Raw genomic sequence first — 19,222 nt, 5'->3', positions numbered from 1 at the left:
AAACTCCAACGCGCACTGGCCTATTGGATTGGCACCTGCCCGACCTGCCACCACACCTTCCCGACTTAAGGGAGTGTCAGATTTTCGGTGGATCCGGTTCTGGCGCATCGGTTTAACTTTCACTCGGGGTGATCCGGCCCTCGAACGCGATCGCGAAAGCGTTCAGGGCAGGCTTCCACCTCGTTGCCCATCGTGCGCTTCCTTTCCCGGTCGGGTCCAGGGCCCGGGTCGCCAGATACAGGCATTTGAGGGCGGATTGCTCGTTCGGGAAGTGGCCGCGGGCCCGGATCGCGCGCCGGTACCTCGCGTTGAGGCTCTCGATCGCATTGGTGCTGCAGATGACGCGTCTAATCTCGGGGTCGTAGTCGAGGAAGGGCACGAACTCGCTCCACGCGCTGCGCCACAGCCGGACGATCGCCGGATATCGCGGTCCCCACTTGGCGGCGAACTCGTCGAAACGCTCGCTGGCCGCCGCCTCGTTGGCGGCGGTGTAGATCGGCCGCAGATCCCGCGACATCTCATCCCAATACCTGCGTGACGCGTAGCGGAAGGTGTTGCGCAGCAGGTGGATCACGCAGGTCTGGACGATCGCGCGGCCCCAGACGGTGGTGATGGCCTCGGGCAGGCCTTTGAGCCCGTCGCAGACGACGATGCACACGTCGCTGGTGCCGCGGTTTTTGATCTCGGTGAGTACGGCGAGCCAGAACTTGGCACCCTCGCCGCCGTCGCCGGCCCACAATCCGAGGATGTCGCGGTGTCCGTCGACGGTGACGCCGATGGCCACGTAGACGGGCCGGTTGGTGACCTGGCCGTCGCGGATTTTGACGTGGATGGCGTCGATGAACAGCACCGGATACACCGGGTCCAGCGGACGTGCGGCCCAGTCCGCCATCTCGGCGAGCACCTTGTCGGTGATCTTGCTGACCGTCTCCTTGGACACCGACGCGCCGTACACGTCGTCGAAGTGGGCGGCGATCTCCCCGGTGCTCAGGCCCTTCGCCGACAGCGACAGGATGATCTCGTCGACCCCGGTCAGCCGTCTCTGGCGTTTCTTGACGATCTGCGGGTCGAACGACGCGTCGGTGTCCCGCGGCACTTGGATCTGCACCGGGCCGATCTCCGTCAGCACCGTCTTCGTCCGCCGGCCGTTACGGGAGTTCCCGCTGCCCCGGCCATCGACCTGGTGTTTCTCGTAGCCGAGGTGCTCGTCCATCTCCGCCTCGAGCGCAGTTTCCAACACGTTCGCCGTCAACTGGTTGAGCAGCCCGTTCGGCCCGACCAGCTCGATACCCTCGGCCTTGGCCTGCGCCAACAGCTGCCGCGCCAACTCCTGGTGATCGATCTTCGACTGATCCATGGGATCGAGTGTTTCGGTCATGATCTTGCCTCCCCGCCAAGCTCAGCTCGGCGTGTCGGCCAGACCCGGATCAACCGATTACCTGACAGTCCCCGACTTAACAAAGTCCTACTAGCGCACTGTGAATACTTCGCAGCTCGTTGATCGCTTGGTTCTCGTCGTCCGCCGTCTCTCGATGGACGCGGAGGGAGTCGGGTTGCACGAAAGACGAGTTTTGTGGGGCGGGCGGGGCTCGAACCCGCGACCAATGGATTATGAGTCCACGGCTCTAACCGACTGAGCTACCGCCCCGTACGCCACTGACAGCGCTCAGCAGATGCTACCGGTGCGTACCCGACGTGACCCGCAGCTGTCGGGCCGAAGGTCGGGTCCCCGTATCTGATTGCCGTTCCTTCGATCTGGTACACGAGCTGAGCGGCGAGAATCTGGTGTGGCAGGTCAGGCACGAACGATCTGCGGTGAAACGGCTGCGCATCGGGCAGATCTTCACCGATCCGAAGGGTCCGCGCGAGTTGCAACACCCGGACACTACGAAGTTGAGCCTGTCGGCCGGTACGTGGACGCTCGATCGCGCATCCTGGGTCCGGCCTGAATACTCGTGTCCGGATCCCGGCCAGGTTTTGGGTTCGCGGCAATGTCGGCATGTCGCCGTCGATGTAGCGGTGTCGTGTTCCCCGGTCAGGCTGGATTTGTGCGAAGTGTCAGAGGCCCCAGAGTCGAAGCAGGGCGGTTTTGAGGCTGGGGGAGATGATGCGGTGGTCGGTGTGTAGTCGGGGGTTTGGGGTGTCCGAGGTCGGCGAGCTGTGTTTCGGCGTCGGGTACCGGGATCGCTCGAGGCCGATTCGGGTCCGAAGTAGGTGTGCGACCGCGCGGTGGGTGTGGGGATGGTGATGGGTTCTGTGTCGACGACGGCGTAGGGGTGGATCCATAGGTTGTCGGCGGTGACCTGGAGGAGGACGTCATCGCGTTCGAGTCGGCTGCGGTGTGGTTCGTCGGGTGTGTCGATGCGGAACCATTCGAGGTTGGTGTGGGTTGTTCGTTCGTGTTCCTCGCGGAAACACACAGTGAAGGACGTCGCTCGGTATATCAAATTGTGGTACAACCAGATTCGGCTGCATCCCGCGTTTGGATACTCGGTCACCGAACGAGGGGAGTTCGCCTGGTTCGAATCGAATGGCGCAGCCTGATACCAGTCAATCTCACTGTCCGAAATCTGCTGGGCTCCTCATGGACCATAGTTTGTCCGCGGAGGGGGTTTCGTGGGCATACTGGCGCAATGCGAGTTCGAGACCCTGTCGCTTCCAGCCGCCGCACCCATCCGGAAGGGGCGGTGGCCCTTTCCCCAGTGGTCCGCCGGTACGCCGAGTACTCCCGGCGTGCGGCGATCGGTAGGGATTTCATCTCCAATGACGGTTTTCAGCTTGGTCGCTGGGCAGATCGCCAGCGAATCGCGCGCGTGGTGAGGGCACTGCCGCCGGAACGTGAGCGTGAACTTGACGCCGTCGGATTCGACTGGCAGGTCGAACCTGTCCCGCGGGCGGACGCGAAGCGTCTTCTGATGTTGACCGAACTCGCCGCATACCGCGAATCCCATGGAACCAGTGAGGTTCCTGTCCACTACGTCACCGACAATGGTGACCGTCTGGGGGAGTGGCTCTACCGCCAGATCAAGCGGTGGCGCACGGGCGCACTACCCGAGACCGAGCAAGCGGTTCTCGGCCTGTTCGGGGTGTCGCCCGGCGCTCGTCGACGCGGCCCTCGTACGGCCACCAACTCGCCCTGACCAGCACCGTCACGCAACTACCCGCCACGTAATGGCACACAGCGGCGGACTCGACGCCGTCCTGGCCGAGCAACCCCTGCCTGCATGAGATGGTGAGAGCGGCCGGGAGAAGGGCGCTCAGTCAATCTCAGCAGCTCTGAATACTGCGTCCACGCGCGACTCCTTCGGGTGGTCTCGAAGGCGATGTCGACCCCGGCGGAGCCGTGGGCTGCAGCTGCGGTGGTGCCGCGACGCGTCGAGATGTTCGAACGGACTCCTCTGCCGTGTGGAACAGAGGTGTTCCCGGGGCGCTGACATCGATCGGCGGATCCGCCGCCGGCGGCGATCTGCAGAGGGATCGCTCGGTCGTTCGCGCCGACGAGCAGGGGGATCCGTGTCCGGATTCCCGAGCGCGAGGGCGGGATCGCGCCGCGTCCCGATCGGCTCTGTGGACTTCCTGCTCGGGGAGGGTCGGTAGGGAAGCCTTCAGGTCAGTCGGGTGGCGATGCTCCTCGCGACACTCTGGTTGACCACTTGACTTGACCTACTTGACCGAGGATGATGGGGGGTATGAGCACGCCACTCAAAAAGGTTGTAGACGACCAGCTCGCCGCCAGCGGAATGGCCGCTGAGCAACTCGACGACGTCGACGCCAAGTACGTCGCCGCCGGGGTGAAGAACGTGCTCTCGAACCTCAAGGCCCGTCGAGCCTGGGAAAACCACATCGGCGCGATCTTGACCCACAAGCAGGCTGTCGACGCCACCGGCTGGTCGAAGCAGGCCCTCAGTCAAGCCGTCAGGGACAATCGGGTGCTGCGTCTCACCGCCGCGGACGGGTCGATCGGCTACTGGTCCGGTGGACTGACCGACACCACCCCTCACATCCCGATCCCGGGGATCAAGGAAGTCCTGAAGGCCTGGGCGCACGCCGACGTCCAGTCCTGGACCATTGCCTCGTGGATGTCGAGTAGACAGCCCGAACTCGGAGACCGCACACCCCGGCAGGCCCTCCTCGACGGCGATACGACCGATGTCGTCACCCTCGCGCGGCGGGCGGCCGAACGGCTGGCTTCGTGAGCGGTTCACGAGCAACGCAACACCTCGCCCCGCCGCCGTCCCCGGATGAACTCCGGGGACGGTTTCCTGTAGTGGTCGTGCCCTCCGCCACGGCGATGTACCGCACGCACGGGGCCAAGTTCGCGCCGTGGTGGTTCGGCACCAGCCTGGGTGGCCGCTTCGACCTTCCCGGCCCCGACGGGACCTGCTACACCGCCGAATCCGCGCTGATCACGCTTCTCGAAACCTGGTGCGGCATCCAACTCGTCCCGAGCTCGGAGATCGCTCAACGCGCCATCTCCGTAGTCGCGGTCACACGGGACCTGCATGTCGCCGACGCAACCTCTAACGCTGCAATCCAATTCGGGATGACATCGGAGATCTCCACGACCTCCGACTACGACCTCACCCAGCAGTGGGCGCAGACGCTCCGCGCGGCGGACTACGACGGGATCCGCTACTGGGCGCGCCACGAAATGACACACGTGGACGCCTGCTACGCGCTGTTTGCGCAGAGCGGAGACCAAACCCGCACGGTGACAGGGGGTTCCGGTAGTAATCGCCGAGAATCCAACGAAGTTCGGAATACGCCCTGGTTGAGGACGATCTGACGGTTCCGGCTGCCGAATGGGGTGGTTGGTGCTTGGCTTGGCTGCCGACGAGGTCGATCGAAGCAGCTGGAGGCTGAGGGTTCGTGGCAACGCGGGTGTTCGCGGGCGAGGAGTTGCAGCGTCTCCGGGAGTTCCCGGAGATCAGCTGCGAGGAGCTGTTCCGGTACTTCACCCTCACCCCGACGGATCTGGCATTCGTTGCGCCGCAGGGACGTGGGGCTGGTGTGCGTCTGGGACTGTCGGTGATCCTGTGCAGCCTGCCGTGGCTGGGGTTCGTGCCGGACAAGGTCGCCACCGCGCCGCCGGTGGCGGTGGCACGTCTGGCTGAACAGCTGAATGTCGATGTGGCGGAACTTCGTTCCTATGGGCGCCGGGCACAGACCCGCAGCGAGCACCTGCGGTTGGTGACCCAGTACCTGGGGTGGCGGCCCGCCGGCGAGCTGGCGTTGAAGGAGCTCGACGAGTTCCTTCTCGCACGGGCACTCGAGCACGACTCGCCGACCCTGTTGTTCCGGTTGGCGTGCGAGTACCTGATCTCGGCGCGAGTGGTCCGCCCTGGGCCGGTCGCACTCGTCGAGCGGGTCGCCCACGCCCGAGCACAGGCCCAACGAGAGACGTTCGACCGGCTGGCGCACGAGTTCACACCCGAGCGGTGCACGCAGCTCGATGCACTGCTGGCGGTCGACCCGGTGATCGGAATGACCCGGTTGCGGTGGCTGGCGACGGGGCCGGCGGAGGCGTCCGCGACGGCGGTGAAGGCCGAGGTCGCGAAGCTCGAGTTCCTGCGCGGTCTCGGCGCCGACGAGGTCGACCTGTCGGTGCTCCCCGCCGAGCGGCGCAGGTTCCTGGCCGCGATGGGGCGCCGCCTGACCGGGCAGGGCCTCGAACGCAGGGATCCGCAACGCCGGTACCCGATCCTGCTCACCGTGCTGGCGCAGTCGGCCACCGACGTCCTCGACGAGGTCGTGCAACTGTTCGACCAGGCCGTCTCGGCCCGGCTGGGCAAGGCCGAACGGCGGATGCGTGACGACCTAGCCGCACGCGGCAAGACCGGCGAGGATCGGCAGGGGCTACTCGACGACCTGCTGGCGATCGTCTGCGACCCGGTGATCGGCGACGAGGAGATCGGGGCACTGATCCGCGGAGAGCGGATCGGATGGGAACGACTGCGGGCCGCGGTCGCGCAAGCCGTACCGCGGCTGCCGCGCGATCACGGGCACCTGGCCGCCCTCGACAACTCGTACGGGTACCTGCGGCAGTTCACCCCGCAGGTCCTCTCTGCGGTCGGGTTCGCCGGCGGCACCGCGGCCACGGAGCTGCTGGCCGCGGTGGACGTGCTGCGGGAGTTGAACGCCACGGGGGCGCGGAAGGTCCCAGGCGACGCGCCGACAGGGTTCGTGCCGACAAAGTGGCGCGGTTACCTCGACATCGCCGCGAAGTCGGGCAACACCAGCGCGTATCGGCACTACTGGGAGCTGTGCGTGCTGCTCGGGCTGCGGGACGGACTGCGCAGCGGCGACGTGCACGTGCCCGGCTCGCGCCGCTACGCCGACCCGGCCGCCTACCTGCTCACCGCCGACCAGTGGCAGCTGCAACGCGACGAATTCTGCCGCCTCGTCGGCAAACCAGCCGACCCCGCCCGCGCCCTCGCGGCAACCGTCGATGAACTCCACGACGCGGTCGGGGAACTCGAGGAGGTGCTCGCCGGCGGCGAGGGACCCGTCCGCCTCGACGACGCGGGTGAGCTGGTGATCTCACCGCTCACGGCGGAGGACGTGCCGGCCGAAGCGATCGCGATGAAAGCGGAGCTGACGCAGATGCTGCCGTTCGCGCCGATCGTGTCCCTGCTGATCGAACTGGACACACGCACCGGCTACCTGGACTGCTTCACCCACGCCGGCGGCAAACACGCCCGCAGCCCCGAGCTGAAACGCAACCTCATCGCGGTGCTCCTCGCCTACGCGACGAACCTCGGGCTCACCCGGATGGCCGAATCATGCGGGATCTCCTACGACCTCCTCGCCTGGACCTCCGAGTGGTACGTCCGCGAGGAGACGCTGCGGGCGGCGAACCTGACGATCATCGACCACCACCAACGGCTACCGCTCACCAGTATCTTCGGCGCCGGCACCCTGTCCTCGTCGGACGGGCAGAGGTTCCCGACCCGCGGAAAGTCGGTCACCGCGCGGGCGCTCAGTCGCTATTTCGCGAACGAGGGACTGTCCACCTACACCCACGTCACCGACCAGCACGCCACCTACGGCACCAAGGTCATCGTCGCCACCAAACGCGAAGCCCACTATGTGTTGGACGAAATCCTCGGCAACGCCACCGATCTGCCGATCAGCGAACATGCCACCGACACCCACGGGGTGACGTTGGTGAACTTCGGGCTGTTCGACCTGCTCGGGCTGCAGCTCTCGCCCCGCATCCGCGACCTCGGCAAGATCACCCTCTACCGGGCCGGGTCACGCGCCCAGGTGGAGACCGACTTCCCGCACGCCGGGCCGCTGCTGACCCGCAAGGTGAACCTCGACCTGATCGCCGACCACTGGGACGACCTCCTTCGGTTGGCCGGATCGCTCAAGTTCGGGCACGCCACCGCGTCCCTGCTGGTCGGAAAGCTGTCCGCGTCGGGCCGGCAGAACGCGCTCGCAGCGGCGCTCAAGGAGTACGGGGCGATGCGGCGCACGATCTACGCCGCGAAGTACCTGTCCGACCCGGACTACCGGCGCCGGATCTCCCGCCAGCTCAACAAGGGTGAGTCCCTGCACGCGCTGCGCCGGGACCTGCTCTACGCCCACGAAGGCGCGGTGCGGGCCAGACAACTGGAGGCCCAGACCGAGCAGGCGTGGTGCCTGACCCTGGCCACCAACGCCGTCATCGCCTGGACCACCGAGTACTACGGCCTCGCCGCCGAACAGTTGCGGCGGTCCGGGCGCCGGATCGACGACGACGTCCTCGCGCACATCTCCCCGGCGCACAGTGAGAACATCAACTTCTTCGGCGCCATCGAGGTCGACATCGACGCCGAACTCGCCCAACTTGACCCCACTGGATACCGGCCGCTGCGTGTGCGCGACACCCTGTTCTGACCCCGGCGGGCTGTTCACTGTTGTATTGACCGCTGTTTGTCCGTCCGGGACTGCCCCGGGGGCAGTCCCTCCCTTCGCGACGGAACTGGTACACCGTGGGGGCGGGTTTGTGTCGGCGTGGGAGTTGTCGCCGCGTTCGGACGAGGTTCGATGGTGCCGCATCCACAGGTATGCCCGGCGCGTGAAACTGGTACACGCCGGGCATACCTGTGGTGGCTTTCAGTGCCTATGAACACTCATCGCCGTGAGGGCTTGCATCGTCAGGAAAGGTTCTGGGTGTAGAAGTCGGTGAGCTTGTCGAAGGGGATGAGATCGGTCCGGTCGTAGAGGTCGACGTGTCCGGCACCGGGCACGATGACCAGCTCCTTGCGATCACCGGCGAGGCGGAATGCCTCTTCGCTGAATTCGCGGGAGTGGGCGTTCTCGCCGGTGATGAACAGCATCGGGCGCGGAGAGATGGTCTCGATGTCGTTGAACGGGTAGAAGTTCATGAACTTGGTGTTGCTCGACAGTGTCGGGTGGGTGGTGGTGTCAGCGGTGGCGCCGTCGGGGGTGACCGCGCCGCGTTGGGTCCGGTAGAAGTCGTAGAACTCGCGCTCGATCGGGGTGGAGTCCGCGGTCAGTTCGTGCACGGTCCCACTGGTGTATTCGACCGGCCCGCCGCGGAATTCGACGTCTCGCTGGGCGGCGGCCTGCGCGATGATCGCCTGGCGCTGAGCGGCGGTGACGGAGTGGTTGAGTCCGTTGCGGTTGGCTGCGCCCATGTCGTACATGCTGACGGTCGCGACGGCTTTGATGCGGGGGTCGATCTTGGCGGCGGAGATGACGAAGCTGCCGCTGCCGCAGACGCCGAGGGCACCGATGCGTTCGGGGTCGACGGTGTTCTGGGTGCGCAGGTAGTCGACGCCGGCGGAGAACGTTTCGGTGTAGAGGTCGGGGGCGACGGCGTTGCGGGGTTCACCGTCGCTGCCGCCCCAGAACGCGAGGTCCAGGGCAAGGGTGACGAAGCCCTGCTCGGCCATCTTGGTGGCGTAGAGGTTGGCGGACTGTTCCTTGACCGCGCCCATCGGGTGCCCGACCACCATCGCCGCGACCCGCGTGCCGGGGGCGAGGTTCGTGGGGACGAACAAGTTACCGGTGACGTCCATCAGGTACTGGTTCTTGAACTTGACCGGGGTCATGGTGACCTGGTCGCTGCTGTAGAAGTTGTCCGCGCCGTGGGAGAGGTCGCCGGGAGCCAGGCCCACTATCGGTGACACGGCCGTGGCCGCGGCTGGATCAGTGCCGGAGCAGGCCGAGGCGGCCAGGACAGCGAGGCTTGCAATACCGGCGCCGGCGATACGGGCCAAGCGGCGAGGACGTCGTCGCGGCGTCGTGGTCGTGGTCTTCATGGCGGTGCTCCTGGTGCGGTGTATTCGATGAGTCAGACGGTGAGAAGGGTTTTGACGGCGCGGCGTTCATCCATCGCCTTATAGCCTTCGGCGGCCTGGTCGAGGGGCAGAGTGAGGTCGAAGACCCTGCCGGGGTCGATGGTTCGGTTCCAGACGCGGTCGATGAGGTCGGGCAGGAACCGGCGCACGGGTGCGGGGCCGCCGAGCAGGTGGACTTCGGCGAAGAACAACTGGTCGGCGGGCAGGGTGACGCCGTCGTGGGCGACTCCGACGTAGCCGAGGTGCCCTCCGGGGCGGGTGGAGCGGATGGCCTGCATCATCGATTCCTGGCTGCCGACGGCTTCGATGACACTGTGCGCGCCGAGCCCGTTCGTGAGGTCCTTGATCGCGGTCACGCCTTCATCACCACGGGTGTCGACGATGTCGGTCGCGCCGAATTCGCGTGCCAGGACTTGACGGTCGGCGTGGCGGGACATGGCGATGATGCGGTCGGCGCCCAACTGTTTCGCGGCGAGCACCCCCATCAGTCCGACGGCACCGTCGCCGACCACCGCGACGGTCTTGCCGGGCCCGGCCGCGGCGGCGACAGCGGCGAACCAGCCGGTTCCCAAGACGTCGGAGGCCGCCAGCAGCGAGGGAATCAGGTCCTGGTCCGGCTGACCGGGCGTGGCGACGAGGGTTCCGTCCGCGTAGGGGATGCGGGCCAGCTCTGACTGGGTACCGATCGCCCCGGCAACGAACGAGCCGTGCACACAGCGGGATTGGTATCCGGCTCGGCAGATCTCGCAGGTGTTGTCGGAGATGCAGAACGAGCCGACGACGAAGTCACCGACCTTCAAGGTCGCCACGGCGTCGCCGATTTCCTCCACGACGCCGACGTACTCATGTCCCATCAAGGTGTGGTCGACTGGTTCGACACCGCGGTACGGCCACAGGTCCGATCCGCAGATACAGGTCGCGGTGATCGCGATGAGCGCGTCGGTCGGGTCGATGATCTTCGGGTCTTCGCGGTCGACGACGCGCACGTCGCCGGGGCCGTACATCACTACTCCACGCATGGTTGTGCTCCTTGTCTGAGGTTTGGTCAGCGGGCGGTGTAGCCGCCGTCGACGGGCAGCGCAACACCGACGACAAAGCTCGCGCCGGGACTGCACAGCCACAGCACGGCGGCGGCCATTTCCTCAGCGGTGCCCAACCGCCCGATCGGCTGATCGGCCGCCGCCTGAGCGGGGTCGAGGTCCCCGGAGGCGAACATCTCGGTGACCATCGGGGTTTCGATCGTGCCGGGGCAGATCGCGTTGATCCGGATGCCGCGGGGCGCGTATTCCAGTGCCGCCGAACGGGTCAGCCCGATCACACCGTGCTTGGACGCGTGGTAGGCGGCGCGTCCGGGTAGACCGACCAGACCGCCCAGTGACGAACAGTTCACGATCGCCCCGGAACCCTGGGTGCGCATGTGGGCGAGTTCGTGTTTCATGCACGCCCACACCCCCCGCATATTGATCCCGGTGACCCGGTCGAAGGTCTCGGCGGGCTCGTCTGCGGCATCGATGATCGGGGACTGGATTCCGGCGTTGTTGTAGGCGAAGTCCAGGCGGCCAAACGTTTCGACCGTCGAAGCGACCGCGGCGGCGACCTGAGTCTCGTCGGAGACGTCGCAGTGCACGGTCAGCACCTGGCGACCGGCGTCACGCAGCTCGGTGGCCGCGGTGCTCAGCGCGTCGTCATCGACATCGGCGAGAGCCACCGCGGATCCTGATTCGGCGAAAGCCCGCGCAGTGGCAAGACCCATGCCGGAGCCGGCGCCGGTCACGAAGGCGACCTGGTCGGAGAAGTAATAGGTGGGGTTCACGAGCGTCGTCCTTTCGGTGGGTGGCGGGTCAGGCTGCGGCGATGGAGACGGTGGCGTTGCCGTCAGCGTCGGTGATGGTGTCGAGGCCGGTTTCGATCTCGCCGATCATCACGATCCCTGGGCTGGGGATGCGGAACCCGTCTTCGCGGTAGTAGATGGCCAGGTCGCTGCTCGGGGACCAGTAACCGATCTGCCCGGCCCGGTAGCCGCTCTGGCCCTGCCCATCGGCGAGGTCACGCGGCAGCGCACCGGCCTTCTCGCGGCCGCCCAGGTCGTGCAGGGTGATCGTGGCCGGCAGCAGGGACGCGAAATCCCGGGCGGTCGCATTGTCGTAGAGCCGTGCGGTCGCCTCCGCCCCGCCGATCCTGAGCCGAATCTGCATGGATGATCCTTCCTGGCCTGGTTGTGATGTCGAGGGTTGCGCTGTGGGTGACGCGGCAACCGAACTGGTCGCGGCCGAGTCCGATGCGCTCCCGCAGGCGGTGAGTCCGGCGACGGCGGTCGCGAGGACTGCCAGCCCGGTGATCATGGGGCGCATGGTGTTTCTCCTGTCGATACCGGTAGTCGGCACGGTCTAGCTCACTCCTGCGGGGATCCGCAGCGTCTCATCACGGGGTCGGGTCGGCGTGCTATCGGCGGCAGGACGCGCCCGGGTGGTGGCCAGCAGTGCAATCGGGATCAGCGCTGTGGCGGTGATCGCGGCGCCCAGGACCGCCGGCCCGACCACACCCAGTGACGTCGACAATGTGGTGGCGGCCAGCGCCGAACCCGCGGCGGTGCCGAGGTTGAACGCAGCGGTCGCCAGCGAGGACGCCAGCCGAGACCCGTGACCGGCGAATCGCATGGTCTGGGCAATGAGCACCGGGTTCGCCCCGAGCCCTGAGGCGCCCAGGACGACAACCAGACCCACCACGATCGCCGAGTGGCTCGCGGTCGCCGCCACGACGAGCAGCAGAACCGAGGTCACTGCCACCGCCACGGCGATGGTGGCCAGCGGCCACCGGTCGCCGATCCGCCCGCCCAGCGCGGTGCCGGCCAGGGCGCCGATACCGAAGCCGACGAGTACCAGCGGCACCAGCGGGACAGAGATTCCCGCGCGGTCGGTCAGCAGCGGGCTGATGAAGCTGTAAGCGCCGAGGAACCCTGCCTGAGCCAACATGATCGCGGCCAGCACCGCCCACACCCGCCACGGCCGGACCGCCGAGATCTCCGAGCGCACCGACACCCTCCCGTCGTCCCCGGTCGCGGTGGCCGGGGCGAACCGAACGACAGCGACGATCGCGGGGATGGCTAGCACGGCCAGCATCCAGAACGGGCCACGCCACCCGGTGAACTGGCCGGCGAAGGTGCCTAGCGGGACTCCGGCGACCACGGCCAGGCTCAATCCGCCCGACATCACCGCCAGTGCTCGAGCGCTCGCCCCGGGTCCGGCGACCGCGGCCGCCACCACCGCACCGGTCGCCCAGAACGTGCCCGTCGCCAACGCGGTGACCACGCGGGAGGCGGTGACGACGGTGAACGAGTCGCTGACCGCGGCCGCGACGTGCCCGGCGGAGAACACCATCAGCGCCCCGACCAGCGTGGCTCGGGCGGGCAAGCGCAGCGTGGCCAGCGCCATCACCGGTGGGCCGATGATCATTCCGACCGCGAACGCGGTGACCAGCAGCCCAGCCCGGGCGATATCCACGCTCAGGTCGGTGGCGACGTCTGGCAGCAGCCCGGCGACCATGAACTCGGTCGTGCCCATCAGGAAGATCCCGGCCGCCAGCACATACACCAGCACGGGCAGGCGAGCGTTCGTGCTCGGTCGGACAGGCATTCGCGTGGTCATGTCACCTCGTCGGTGTCGAAGAATTCGGTCTCAGAGCACCTGTGCGCTCCGGCTCCATGCAACGCCGCTGACCGCCGGTGTGGGAGGCGGAGATGAGAGGGGTGCTGGCAGCACCCCTCTCACAGCACCTGGCACAGGTCTTCGCGCAGGTCGTAGCCTCGGTTCTATGGAGTCCACCAACCGAGTCGCCGAGATCGGACAGTTCCTGGCGTCGCGGCGGGCCAAGATCACCCCCGACCAGGTCGGGCTGCCGGTCTATGACGCCGCCAAACGCCGCGTGCCCGGGCTACGTCGGCAGGAGGTCGCGACCCTGGCCGGGCTGTCGGTCGACTACTACACCCAGATCGAACGCGGCAAGGTCAACGGCATCTCCGAATCGGTCCTCGACGCCATCGCGCGCGCCCTGGAACTCGACGAGGCCGAACGCTCCCACCTGTTCGACCTGCATCGCAGCGCCCTCACCCGCCCGCAAAGGGCTCACTCACGCCGCACCAGCAAGGCGGTGCGGCCGATGGTGCAGCGACTGCTCGACGGCTACACCGGGCCCGCGTTCGTGCGCAACGCCCGCCACGACCTCGTCGCCGCCAACCAACTCGCCTACGCCTTCTACGCCCCGCTCTACCACGACCCCTTCCACCCCGACCCCAGCAAACCGGTCAACTTCGTACGGTTCTGCTTCCTCGACCCCCGCGCCCGCGAGTTCTATCCCGACTGGGACCACATGGCCGACAGCGCGGCCAACCTGCTGCGCACGGACGCGGGCCGCGACCCCTACGACCGCGGTATCTCCGATCTGGTCGGTGAATTGTCCACCCGCAGCGACGAATTCCGTACCCGTTGGGCCAAACACAATGTGCGCTTGCACTACACGGGCACGAAAAGCTTCCACCACCCCGTCGTCGGCGACATCACCATCGGCTACGAAACCATGCCACTGCCCGCCGATCCCGGACTGGTCCTGACCCTCTACAGCGTCGAACCCGGCAGCGCGTCCGCTGACGCCATGACCCTGCTTGCCAACTGGGCCGCCACCACCCTCACCGACACCGCAGCAGCCGATCAACCAACACGCACCACAGGCGACTAGCGGCTCGACGACTCAACCTTGTCTAAAGGACGCAGAATGACCACGATCGCGATCATCGGCGCCGGCCCCGGGCTCGGCGCGGCAACAGCCAGGCGGTTCGGACAACAGGGCTTCGCGGTCGCACTGATCTCGCGCACCCAGAACACCCTCGACCACCTCGCTGCCGAACTGACCGAGCACGGGATCACCGCGCGCGGATACGCCGCCGACGTCCAGGATCGGTCGCAGCTGACCGCCGCGCTCGAGCAGGCCGGCACCGAGCTCGGCCCGATCGAGGTGTTGCAGTACAGCCCGGTCCCGCGCAAGGACTTCCTGCGCCCGGTGCTCGAGACAACAGCCGACGACCTCGCCGCGGCCACCGAGTTCTCCATCCTCGGACCGCTGACCGCCGTCACACAGGTACTTCCCGGAATGCGGCAGCTGGGACATGGAACGATTCTTTTCGTCAACGGCTCCAGCGCCGCCACACCCAATGGCGACGTCGCGGGCACATCAATCGCCTTCGCCGGTGAATCCGCCTATGGCGCAATGCTGCACGAAGCCCTCACACCGCACAACATCCGCGTCGGGCAGCTCATCATTCCCGGCGCGATCGGCGGCGCCGACCCACTCTATGACCCCGAAGCCCTGGCCAACCGGCTGTGGAACATCCATGCCGAACCCGGCCCGTTCCGCACCACCGTCGGCACAGACTCGACGTAACCCCAGCGATGCCGCCACGAGGCGTTGTGGCGGCATCGCACAACCCCGTTCTACAGCTACCCGTCAAACATCGGCTGACCGGCTCGCCCCGAACTCGTCGCCCCCGGCGAGCCGTGGGAACTTGCGAAGTTCAGAGAAGTGTTCCGTATGACGATCGACCAACGGAACACCACGGCGGGAGGATCCCCGCCCTGGTCATCGGTGTTCCGGTGAGGTGTTCCGCGAACTGTTCCGGTGAACCCCCGTCACATGAAACGATCGGGGTGTGGCCGGGCCCTTCCTCGTCGGATACGTGCGCTGTTCCACCGACGAACAGGACGTCGGGATCCAAACCGAGCAGCTGCTCGCGCTCGGGGTACCGGCCGAGCGGATCTTCATCGACAAGGGGTTCTCTGGCACCAGCCGCAAGAACCGGACCGGACTGGACAACGCCCTCTCCGCGGTCACCTCCGCCGCGGCGGCCGTCGACGGGCGGCCGGTGGTGCTGACCACGACGAAGTTCGATCGGTTCGCCCGCAACATGGCCGAGGCTGGCGAGGTCCTGACCGGTTTGCGTGAACGCGACGTGCTGTTCGGGCTCGGGAGTTCGATCTACGACTGGAACGACCCGTTCGGCAAGCTGTTCCTGCAAACCCTGGCCATGGTCGCCGAATTCGAGGCCAACCTGAACCACCTCCGCACTCGGGAGGGGATGGCGAAGGCCCGGGCCAAGGGCCGACTCAAGGGCAAACAGCCGAAACTGCCCCTGGCTGCACGGAAAACGATCCACCGCCGCTACCACGATCCAGACGACGACTCCAGCCTCGCCGATCTGGCCGACGAGTACAGCGTCGGCCGCTCCACCATCCACCGCATCGTCAGCGGCACCGCACCCACGGCGTAGGACCTGGTTCCTCGATCACGTCCTTCACCAGGCAGAAGGCCGAACATCGTTGGATTCTCGGCGATTACTACCGGGACCCCGACAGCGCCCACCGACTTCACGGTCCTCGGAACCGATGCGCTGCACGATCGCGCCGACCTTTGGGATTTGCTGCGGGCGACGGCCGGGATCGATGTCCTGGACATTCCCGGCAGCATCTGAACGACAGTAACCCCACACATCGATGGTGGCTCGTTTGACCCATCGGAGGGTTGAACAGCCGTCTGTGAGCTGCTGCGGACTCCACGGTGACCGCGAACTGCAACGCAGCCATCACGCGCGGCGGCGTGGCTGCGCGTGGCGGGATCGCCTGACCGAAAACGTTTCCTGCGATTGCGGGCTCTTGCGGCTCGGGCGATCACCAGCGTCGGTGGTACCTCGCCGGTAAGGACGGCCTCTACGGCGAGTACACGCGGCAGACTTGTGCCGAGGCTGCACCTTTCGCAGTGGCGCAGGCCGAGGGGCACGAGGACGTCACCGGGCCTGATCGGCCAGGTCATCCAGGTGCGCGACGCCGACGGGTTCGTCGAGTACGTGGCCCGTGCCGCGGTCGTTTCCAGCGAGGCTGCGCAGGATTCTGTCCACGCCCCGGCCGCGCAGCAATTCCGCGGACGAGAAGATCATCGACGCTCTGCAGGGCGCCCGATCTTCAGCCGCGGACACCGCGCAGGAGATCACCGGTACCACCGACGCGAGCACGTACAGCGGGCTCGGCTCACCGCGGCCGAGGTGCTGCCGGAGAGCCGGCGCAACCAGGTCCGGGCCGCGATCGATGTGCTCGCCGAACTCGACGCCCTGAGCACCACCATCGGCTAACACACCGCCGAGCACCTGTAGTCGGCGACGCGGCCCGACTAGGGCGGCGGACCGGCGAGGTACAGGTGGGTGGTCGAGTTCACCGGTTGGCAGCTGTGCATAAGTCACCGATCGGGAAGATCGCATTGTTGGTGTGTGGGTTGAGCCAGACGGGTGTTCCGTCGATCTGCTGCGTCACCAGGAGATGGCGGCCATGCTTGGGCCACTGGACGAAGTCGTTGCCGGCCAGCTGGGCCTGGGCTGTGTCCGCAACCCACATCGCAGCTTCGGCGAAGGAGGCATCCATCGACAGCCCGTGACACAAGCCGAACCCGCTGATACCAGCCGCTGCGTTCCATCCGATCGTGACGGCGAAGTCTGCGCCGATGGACAGTTCCCACATCAACCTGTCCGGGTTGACGTCACGTCCGTAGCGCAGACAACGTAGGTCACGGGCTACCGCCACGACGGCATCGAGCCACGCACCAGGTGGATCGAATGACATCTCCGGTCTCTCGTAGAAGTCCGGCTCGTTGTCGACGATCACGAAGCGCCACAGGAGACGGTCCTCGTTTCCGAGGTCAACGATCGACAAGGGTGCTCCTCCGCAGAAGGATACGAAACTCTATCCGACTGCGGATCTCGTGAGCACGAACTCTCCTTCTCGGCGTGGGCTGTGCCGGTCGAGCACACGGCGAGGGTCTCCGACTGCGAGCGGTAGCCACGGGCGAATACCCATGGCGAGCGCAGGCAAGCAGGACCAGGTGTGTTCACTGGTACCGGCATCGTCGGACGAGTAGTTCCCGGCAGCAGCCCACGACACGATTCAGCCGCTGGAGCAGTGGGATACGAAGGCCTCCTGGTGGGTAAAGCGGTGAACTGGACAGCTCCAGTTCACAACCGGAGGCCTTCGCTTGTCAGGCAGGCTTACCCGCCGAAGCCGTGAACAACCTCCGCGGGCGGCGCGCATGAGGTGGCCGGCCAGCTCAACAACCAGTTCGCACCGCTGGTGAAGATGGCCGCAGCTGTGGACCTGGGGTGGGTCTCGCAGGTGCTGTCGGTCATCCCCGACCCGTCGGGCGCCGCGCAGATCGCAGCGCTCGTGTCGTCGATCCTGGCAGGCGTCGACGTCGTCCGGCTGGCCAACATCGTTGGTCAGATCCAGGAGATTGCCTGGACCGCGGTGGAGAAGCTGCTGCCCCGCCCGGGCAGCTTCCGGAGCCGCTCGGCGCAGGCGCGGCGATGACCGGACTACTCCCCGTCGGTGTGGATCTCGCGTCGGTCGCGGTGAACATGCTGTCGGGGAAGGCCGCGAAGGCCGCGCCCGAGCTTCTGGGGCGGCAGGCGAACACCGTCGCGACCAGCATCTCGGCGCAGGCCGAAACCCTCGACCTGCCAAAACTGTCGACCTCGCTGACCAAGCTGTCCCAGTCGCAGGGCGCCGAGGATCTGGTGTTGCTGGTCGGTGAAGGGCTCAGTGCCGGACACTTCTTCGCCCCCGCGCGCACACCAACTACAACAGCCTCGTCGTCGACAATGCCCGCCGCAACGCCATTCAGTGGCTTTCGGACTGGCTGAACCTGCAGATCGGACGTGCCGTATGAACCCCCGAGCCGACCCCGCCGCCCGCGGCCCGTGGCCGTTGCGCGCCTCGCGCGCTGCTGAATCTGGTGCAGACACTGCCAACACCGCGGCCACCACACCCGGAGTGACGCGAAGACCCTTGTCGCGGAGGCTGCTTCTTGTCGTGCCGCACGCTTCTACGAGGCGTCGGGGGTTGCCGGGTGAGCCGCGGTACGTGTCGGCCCCGGGTCTTCGCCGTCGCGGGCGGTGAATTCTGCCACCTGCACCGCGACGTCGGTGCCCATGCCGCTGGACAGCGTGCGGGCGAGTGTCCGCACTGCCCGGATCTGGATCTCGAGTGCGGCGTCGACTGCGGACAGCGCGATCACCGCGGGGCCGCCGATCCACCGCGGAATCCTCATCGGTTCTCCTCGATGTGCGTTTCCCCGACACGGTGTGGGGGTCCTGCTGCACAGGGCGGCCCGCCGTCCCTGGGGGGTTGAGACGGCGGGCCTTCGCCGTTGCGCGGAGGGGCGACAACGACGCGGACGTCAGATTATCTGCGCCCCAATGTGACTCGCGAATTTCGAACCAAGAAGTTGCTTGGTTGGCGTATGCGGTCCTTTCGCCTGCGTGCTGGTCGGCGGCATGCCTCGGCGGCTGTCCCGTGACTGGGCGGCACACGCAAGTTCGCATGTCAGAGGGGTGGCGCTGACTTCGGCGCCCGGTGCCGAATCGTCAACCATGTGCCGCGGGGGCGGTGATCGATACTCGAATCGGCTCGAATCGTTGTGTTGTATGCAACACGTCGACCGTGCATTTCGGGACATATCCGATCGGGCGGCTGACTTGTGCGCTGTACACCTGCTGCACACGTGAGGGGTCGAAGACCATCGGGCACGCACGGGACCGTCGTCGTGGGGTGCGTGGCTCGACGCGAGGGGCCGCCGGAGCTGTCGCGGACGCTCCGACGGTCCCGCACACCTCGCCACTCAGGCCGGTCCGTTACGTGGCGGCCGGCATCGACAAGGTCACTGTCACCGAAGTCGGTGGCCGCGGCGCGGCCAACTCTTGCCGCACCCACGCCTCGGTGTGGTGGACGTTCCGGTCCCGGTGCACCACCGAAAGGGCAGGTGGTGCGGCCGCGGGTACCAGAAGACAGGTATGGCACCGGGTATATCTGCGCATGTCACCGGGT

The 19,222-nt window shown here is 66.8% G+C and carries 16 protein-coding genes, 1 tRNA gene and 1 pseudogene; 8 read left to right on the top strand and 10 right to left on the bottom strand.

Features of this window, described 5'->3' with window-relative positions:
- Positions 1–112: 112 nt before the first annotated feature.
- Complete coding sequence (locus ABD951_RS12785; RefSeq protein ID WP_425569836.1) at positions 113–1,378, bottom strand: IS256 family transposase; 1,266 nt, start codon at positions 1,376–1,378, stop codon at positions 113–115.
- Between the two features lie 196 nt (positions 1,379–1,574).
- Positions 1,575–1,648, bottom strand: a tRNA-Ile gene (locus tag ABD951_RS12780).
- 1,039 nt (positions 1,649–2,687) lie between these two features.
- On the opposite strand from ABD951_RS12780, the gene ABD951_RS12770 reads away from it, so the two are divergent.
- The 4 genes from ABD951_RS12770 to ABD951_RS12755 all read left to right on the top strand — a co-directional run bounded on the left by ABD951_RS12770 (position 2,688) and on the right by ABD951_RS12755 (position 7,881).
- Positions 2,688–3,140: a helicase associated domain-containing protein gene (locus ABD951_RS12770; RefSeq protein WP_345345305.1), complete on the top strand. Its 453-nt coding sequence runs from the start codon at positions 2,688–2,690 to the stop codon at positions 3,138–3,140.
- A gap of 549 nt (positions 3,141–3,689) precedes the next feature.
- Positions 3,690–4,196 (top strand): hypothetical protein, encoded by a 507-nt coding sequence (locus tag ABD951_RS12765; RefSeq protein WP_345345303.1) that lies wholly within the window; start codon positions 3,690–3,692, stop codon positions 4,194–4,196.
- Between the two features lie 77 nt (positions 4,197–4,273).
- Positions 4,274–4,786 carry an RES family NAD+ phosphorylase gene (locus ABD951_RS12760; protein WP_345345301.1) on the top strand — a complete coding sequence of 171 codons (513 nt, stop codon included), beginning with the start codon at positions 4,274–4,276 and terminating at the stop codon, positions 4,784–4,786.
- 83 nt (positions 4,787–4,869) lie between these two features.
- Positions 4,870–7,881 carry a Tn3 family transposase gene (locus tag ABD951_RS12755; RefSeq protein WP_345345299.1) on the top strand — a complete coding sequence of 1,004 codons (3,012 nt, stop codon included), beginning with the start codon at positions 4,870–4,872 and terminating at the stop codon, positions 7,879–7,881.
- A gap of 260 nt (positions 7,882–8,141) precedes the next feature.
- On the opposite strand, the gene ABD951_RS12750 is transcribed toward ABD951_RS12755, so the two are convergent.
- The 5 genes from ABD951_RS12750 to ABD951_RS12730 form a co-directional block, all read right to left on the bottom strand.
- Entirely contained in the window at positions 8,142–9,140 is a 999-nt protein-coding gene (locus tag ABD951_RS12750; RefSeq protein ID WP_345345297.1) for an alpha/beta hydrolase, read from the bottom strand.
- 164 nt (positions 9,141–9,304) lie between these two features.
- Positions 9,305–10,330 (bottom strand): zinc-dependent alcohol dehydrogenase family protein, encoded by a 1,026-nt coding sequence (locus tag ABD951_RS12745; RefSeq protein ID WP_345345309.1) that lies wholly within the window; start codon positions 10,328–10,330, stop codon positions 9,305–9,307.
- 26 nt (positions 10,331–10,356) lie between these two features.
- Positions 10,357–11,124, bottom strand: coding sequence for a glucose 1-dehydrogenase (locus ABD951_RS12740; RefSeq protein WP_345345295.1), 768 nt, complete (start codon positions 11,122–11,124; stop codon positions 10,357–10,359).
- 28 nt (positions 11,125–11,152) lie between these two features.
- Positions 11,153–11,653 (bottom strand): cyclophilin-like fold protein, encoded by a 501-nt coding sequence (locus ABD951_RS12735; protein WP_345345293.1) that lies wholly within the window; start codon positions 11,651–11,653, stop codon positions 11,153–11,155.
- Positions 11,654–11,698: 45 nt separating this feature from the next.
- Complete coding sequence (locus ABD951_RS12730) at positions 11,699–12,955, bottom strand: MFS transporter (RefSeq protein WP_345345291.1); 1,257 nt, start codon at positions 12,953–12,955, stop codon at positions 11,699–11,701.
- 166 nt (positions 12,956–13,121) lie between these two features.
- Here ABD951_RS12730 and ABD951_RS12725 point away from each other — a divergent pair, with 166 nt between their 5' ends.
- The 3 genes from ABD951_RS12725 to ABD951_RS12715 all read left to right on the top strand — a co-directional run bounded on the left by ABD951_RS12725 (position 13,122) and on the right by ABD951_RS12715 (position 15,627).
- The gene (locus tag ABD951_RS12725; RefSeq protein ID WP_345345289.1) at positions 13,122–14,042 is read left to right on the top strand and encodes a helix-turn-helix domain-containing protein; all 921 of its coding nucleotides are present in this window, start codon (positions 13,122–13,124) and stop codon (positions 14,040–14,042) included.
- A 36-nt stretch (positions 14,043–14,078) separates the two neighbouring features.
- A complete protein-coding gene (locus ABD951_RS12720) occupies positions 14,079–14,744 on the top strand; it encodes an SDR family NAD(P)-dependent oxidoreductase (protein ID WP_345345287.1) in 666 nt (221 codons plus the stop codon).
- A gap of 265 nt (positions 14,745–15,009) precedes the next feature.
- Positions 15,010–15,627, top strand: a complete 618-nt coding sequence (locus ABD951_RS12715; RefSeq protein WP_345345285.1) for a recombinase family protein — start codon at positions 15,010–15,012, stop codon at positions 15,625–15,627.
- Positions 15,628–16,140: 513 nt separating this feature from the next.
- On the opposite strand, the gene ABD951_RS12710 is transcribed toward ABD951_RS12715, so the two are convergent.
- Together ABD951_RS12710 and ABD951_RS12705 are read right to left on the bottom strand one after the other, a co-directional pair.
- The gene (locus tag ABD951_RS12710; protein WP_345345283.1) at positions 16,141–16,497 is read right to left on the bottom strand and encodes a hypothetical protein; all 357 of its coding nucleotides are present in this window, start codon (positions 16,495–16,497) and stop codon (positions 16,141–16,143) included.
- A gap of 64 nt (positions 16,498–16,561) precedes the next feature.
- Positions 16,562–17,056, bottom strand: coding sequence for a hypothetical protein (locus ABD951_RS12705; protein ID WP_345345281.1), 495 nt, complete (start codon positions 17,054–17,056; stop codon positions 16,562–16,564).
- 360 nt (positions 17,057–17,416) lie between these two features.
- Here ABD951_RS12705 and ABD951_RS12700 point away from each other — a divergent pair.
- Positions 17,417–18,065: pseudogene (locus ABD951_RS12700) on the top strand (cutinase family protein); the annotation flags it as partial.
- Positions 18,066–18,221: 156 nt separating this feature from the next.
- Here ABD951_RS12700 and ABD951_RS12695 read toward each other — a convergent pair.
- Positions 18,222–18,446 (bottom strand): hypothetical protein, encoded by a 225-nt coding sequence (locus ABD951_RS12695; protein ID WP_345345279.1) that lies wholly within the window; start codon positions 18,444–18,446, stop codon positions 18,222–18,224.
- Positions 18,447–19,222: the final 776 nt, after the last annotated feature.

Source organism: Rhodococcus olei (genome assembly GCF_039540555.1).
Classification (GTDB): Bacteria; Actinomycetota; Actinomycetes; order Mycobacteriales; family Mycobacteriaceae; genus Rhodococcus_G; species Rhodococcus_G olei.
Note: the sequence above shows the minus strand (reverse complement) of the source record. Positions and strands in the feature narration are given on the sequence as shown.

Bases quoted from the DNA above. Each gene is read 5' to 3' on its own strand.
- ABD951_RS12785 (WP_425569836.1), bottom strand. From the start codon at position 1,378: ATGACCGAAACACTCGATCCCATGGATCAGTCGAAGATCGATCACCAG.
- ABD951_RS12765 (WP_345345303.1), top strand. From the start codon at position 3,690: ATGAGCACGCCACTCAAAAAGGTTGTAGACGACCAGCTCGCCGCCAGC.
- ABD951_RS12745 (WP_345345309.1), bottom strand. From the start codon at position 10,330: ATGCGTGGAGTAGTGATGTACGGCCCCGGCGACGTGCGCGTCGTCGAC.
- ABD951_RS12735 (WP_345345293.1), bottom strand. From the start codon at position 11,653: ATGATCACCGGGCTGGCAGTCCTCGCGACCGCCGTCGCCGGACTCACC.
- ABD951_RS12730 (WP_345345291.1), bottom strand. From the start codon at position 12,955: ATGACCACGCGAATGCCTGTCCGACCGAGCACGAACGCTCGCCTGCCC.
- ABD951_RS12725 (WP_345345289.1), top strand. From the start codon at position 13,122: ATGGAGTCCACCAACCGAGTCGCCGAGATCGGACAGTTCCTGGCGTCG.
- ABD951_RS12720 (WP_345345287.1), top strand. From the start codon at position 14,079: ATGACCACGATCGCGATCATCGGCGCCGGCCCCGGGCTCGGCGCGGCA.
- ABD951_RS12695 (WP_345345279.1), bottom strand. From the start codon at position 18,446: ATGAGGATTCCGCGGTGGATCGGCGGCCCCGCGGTGATCGCGCTGTCC.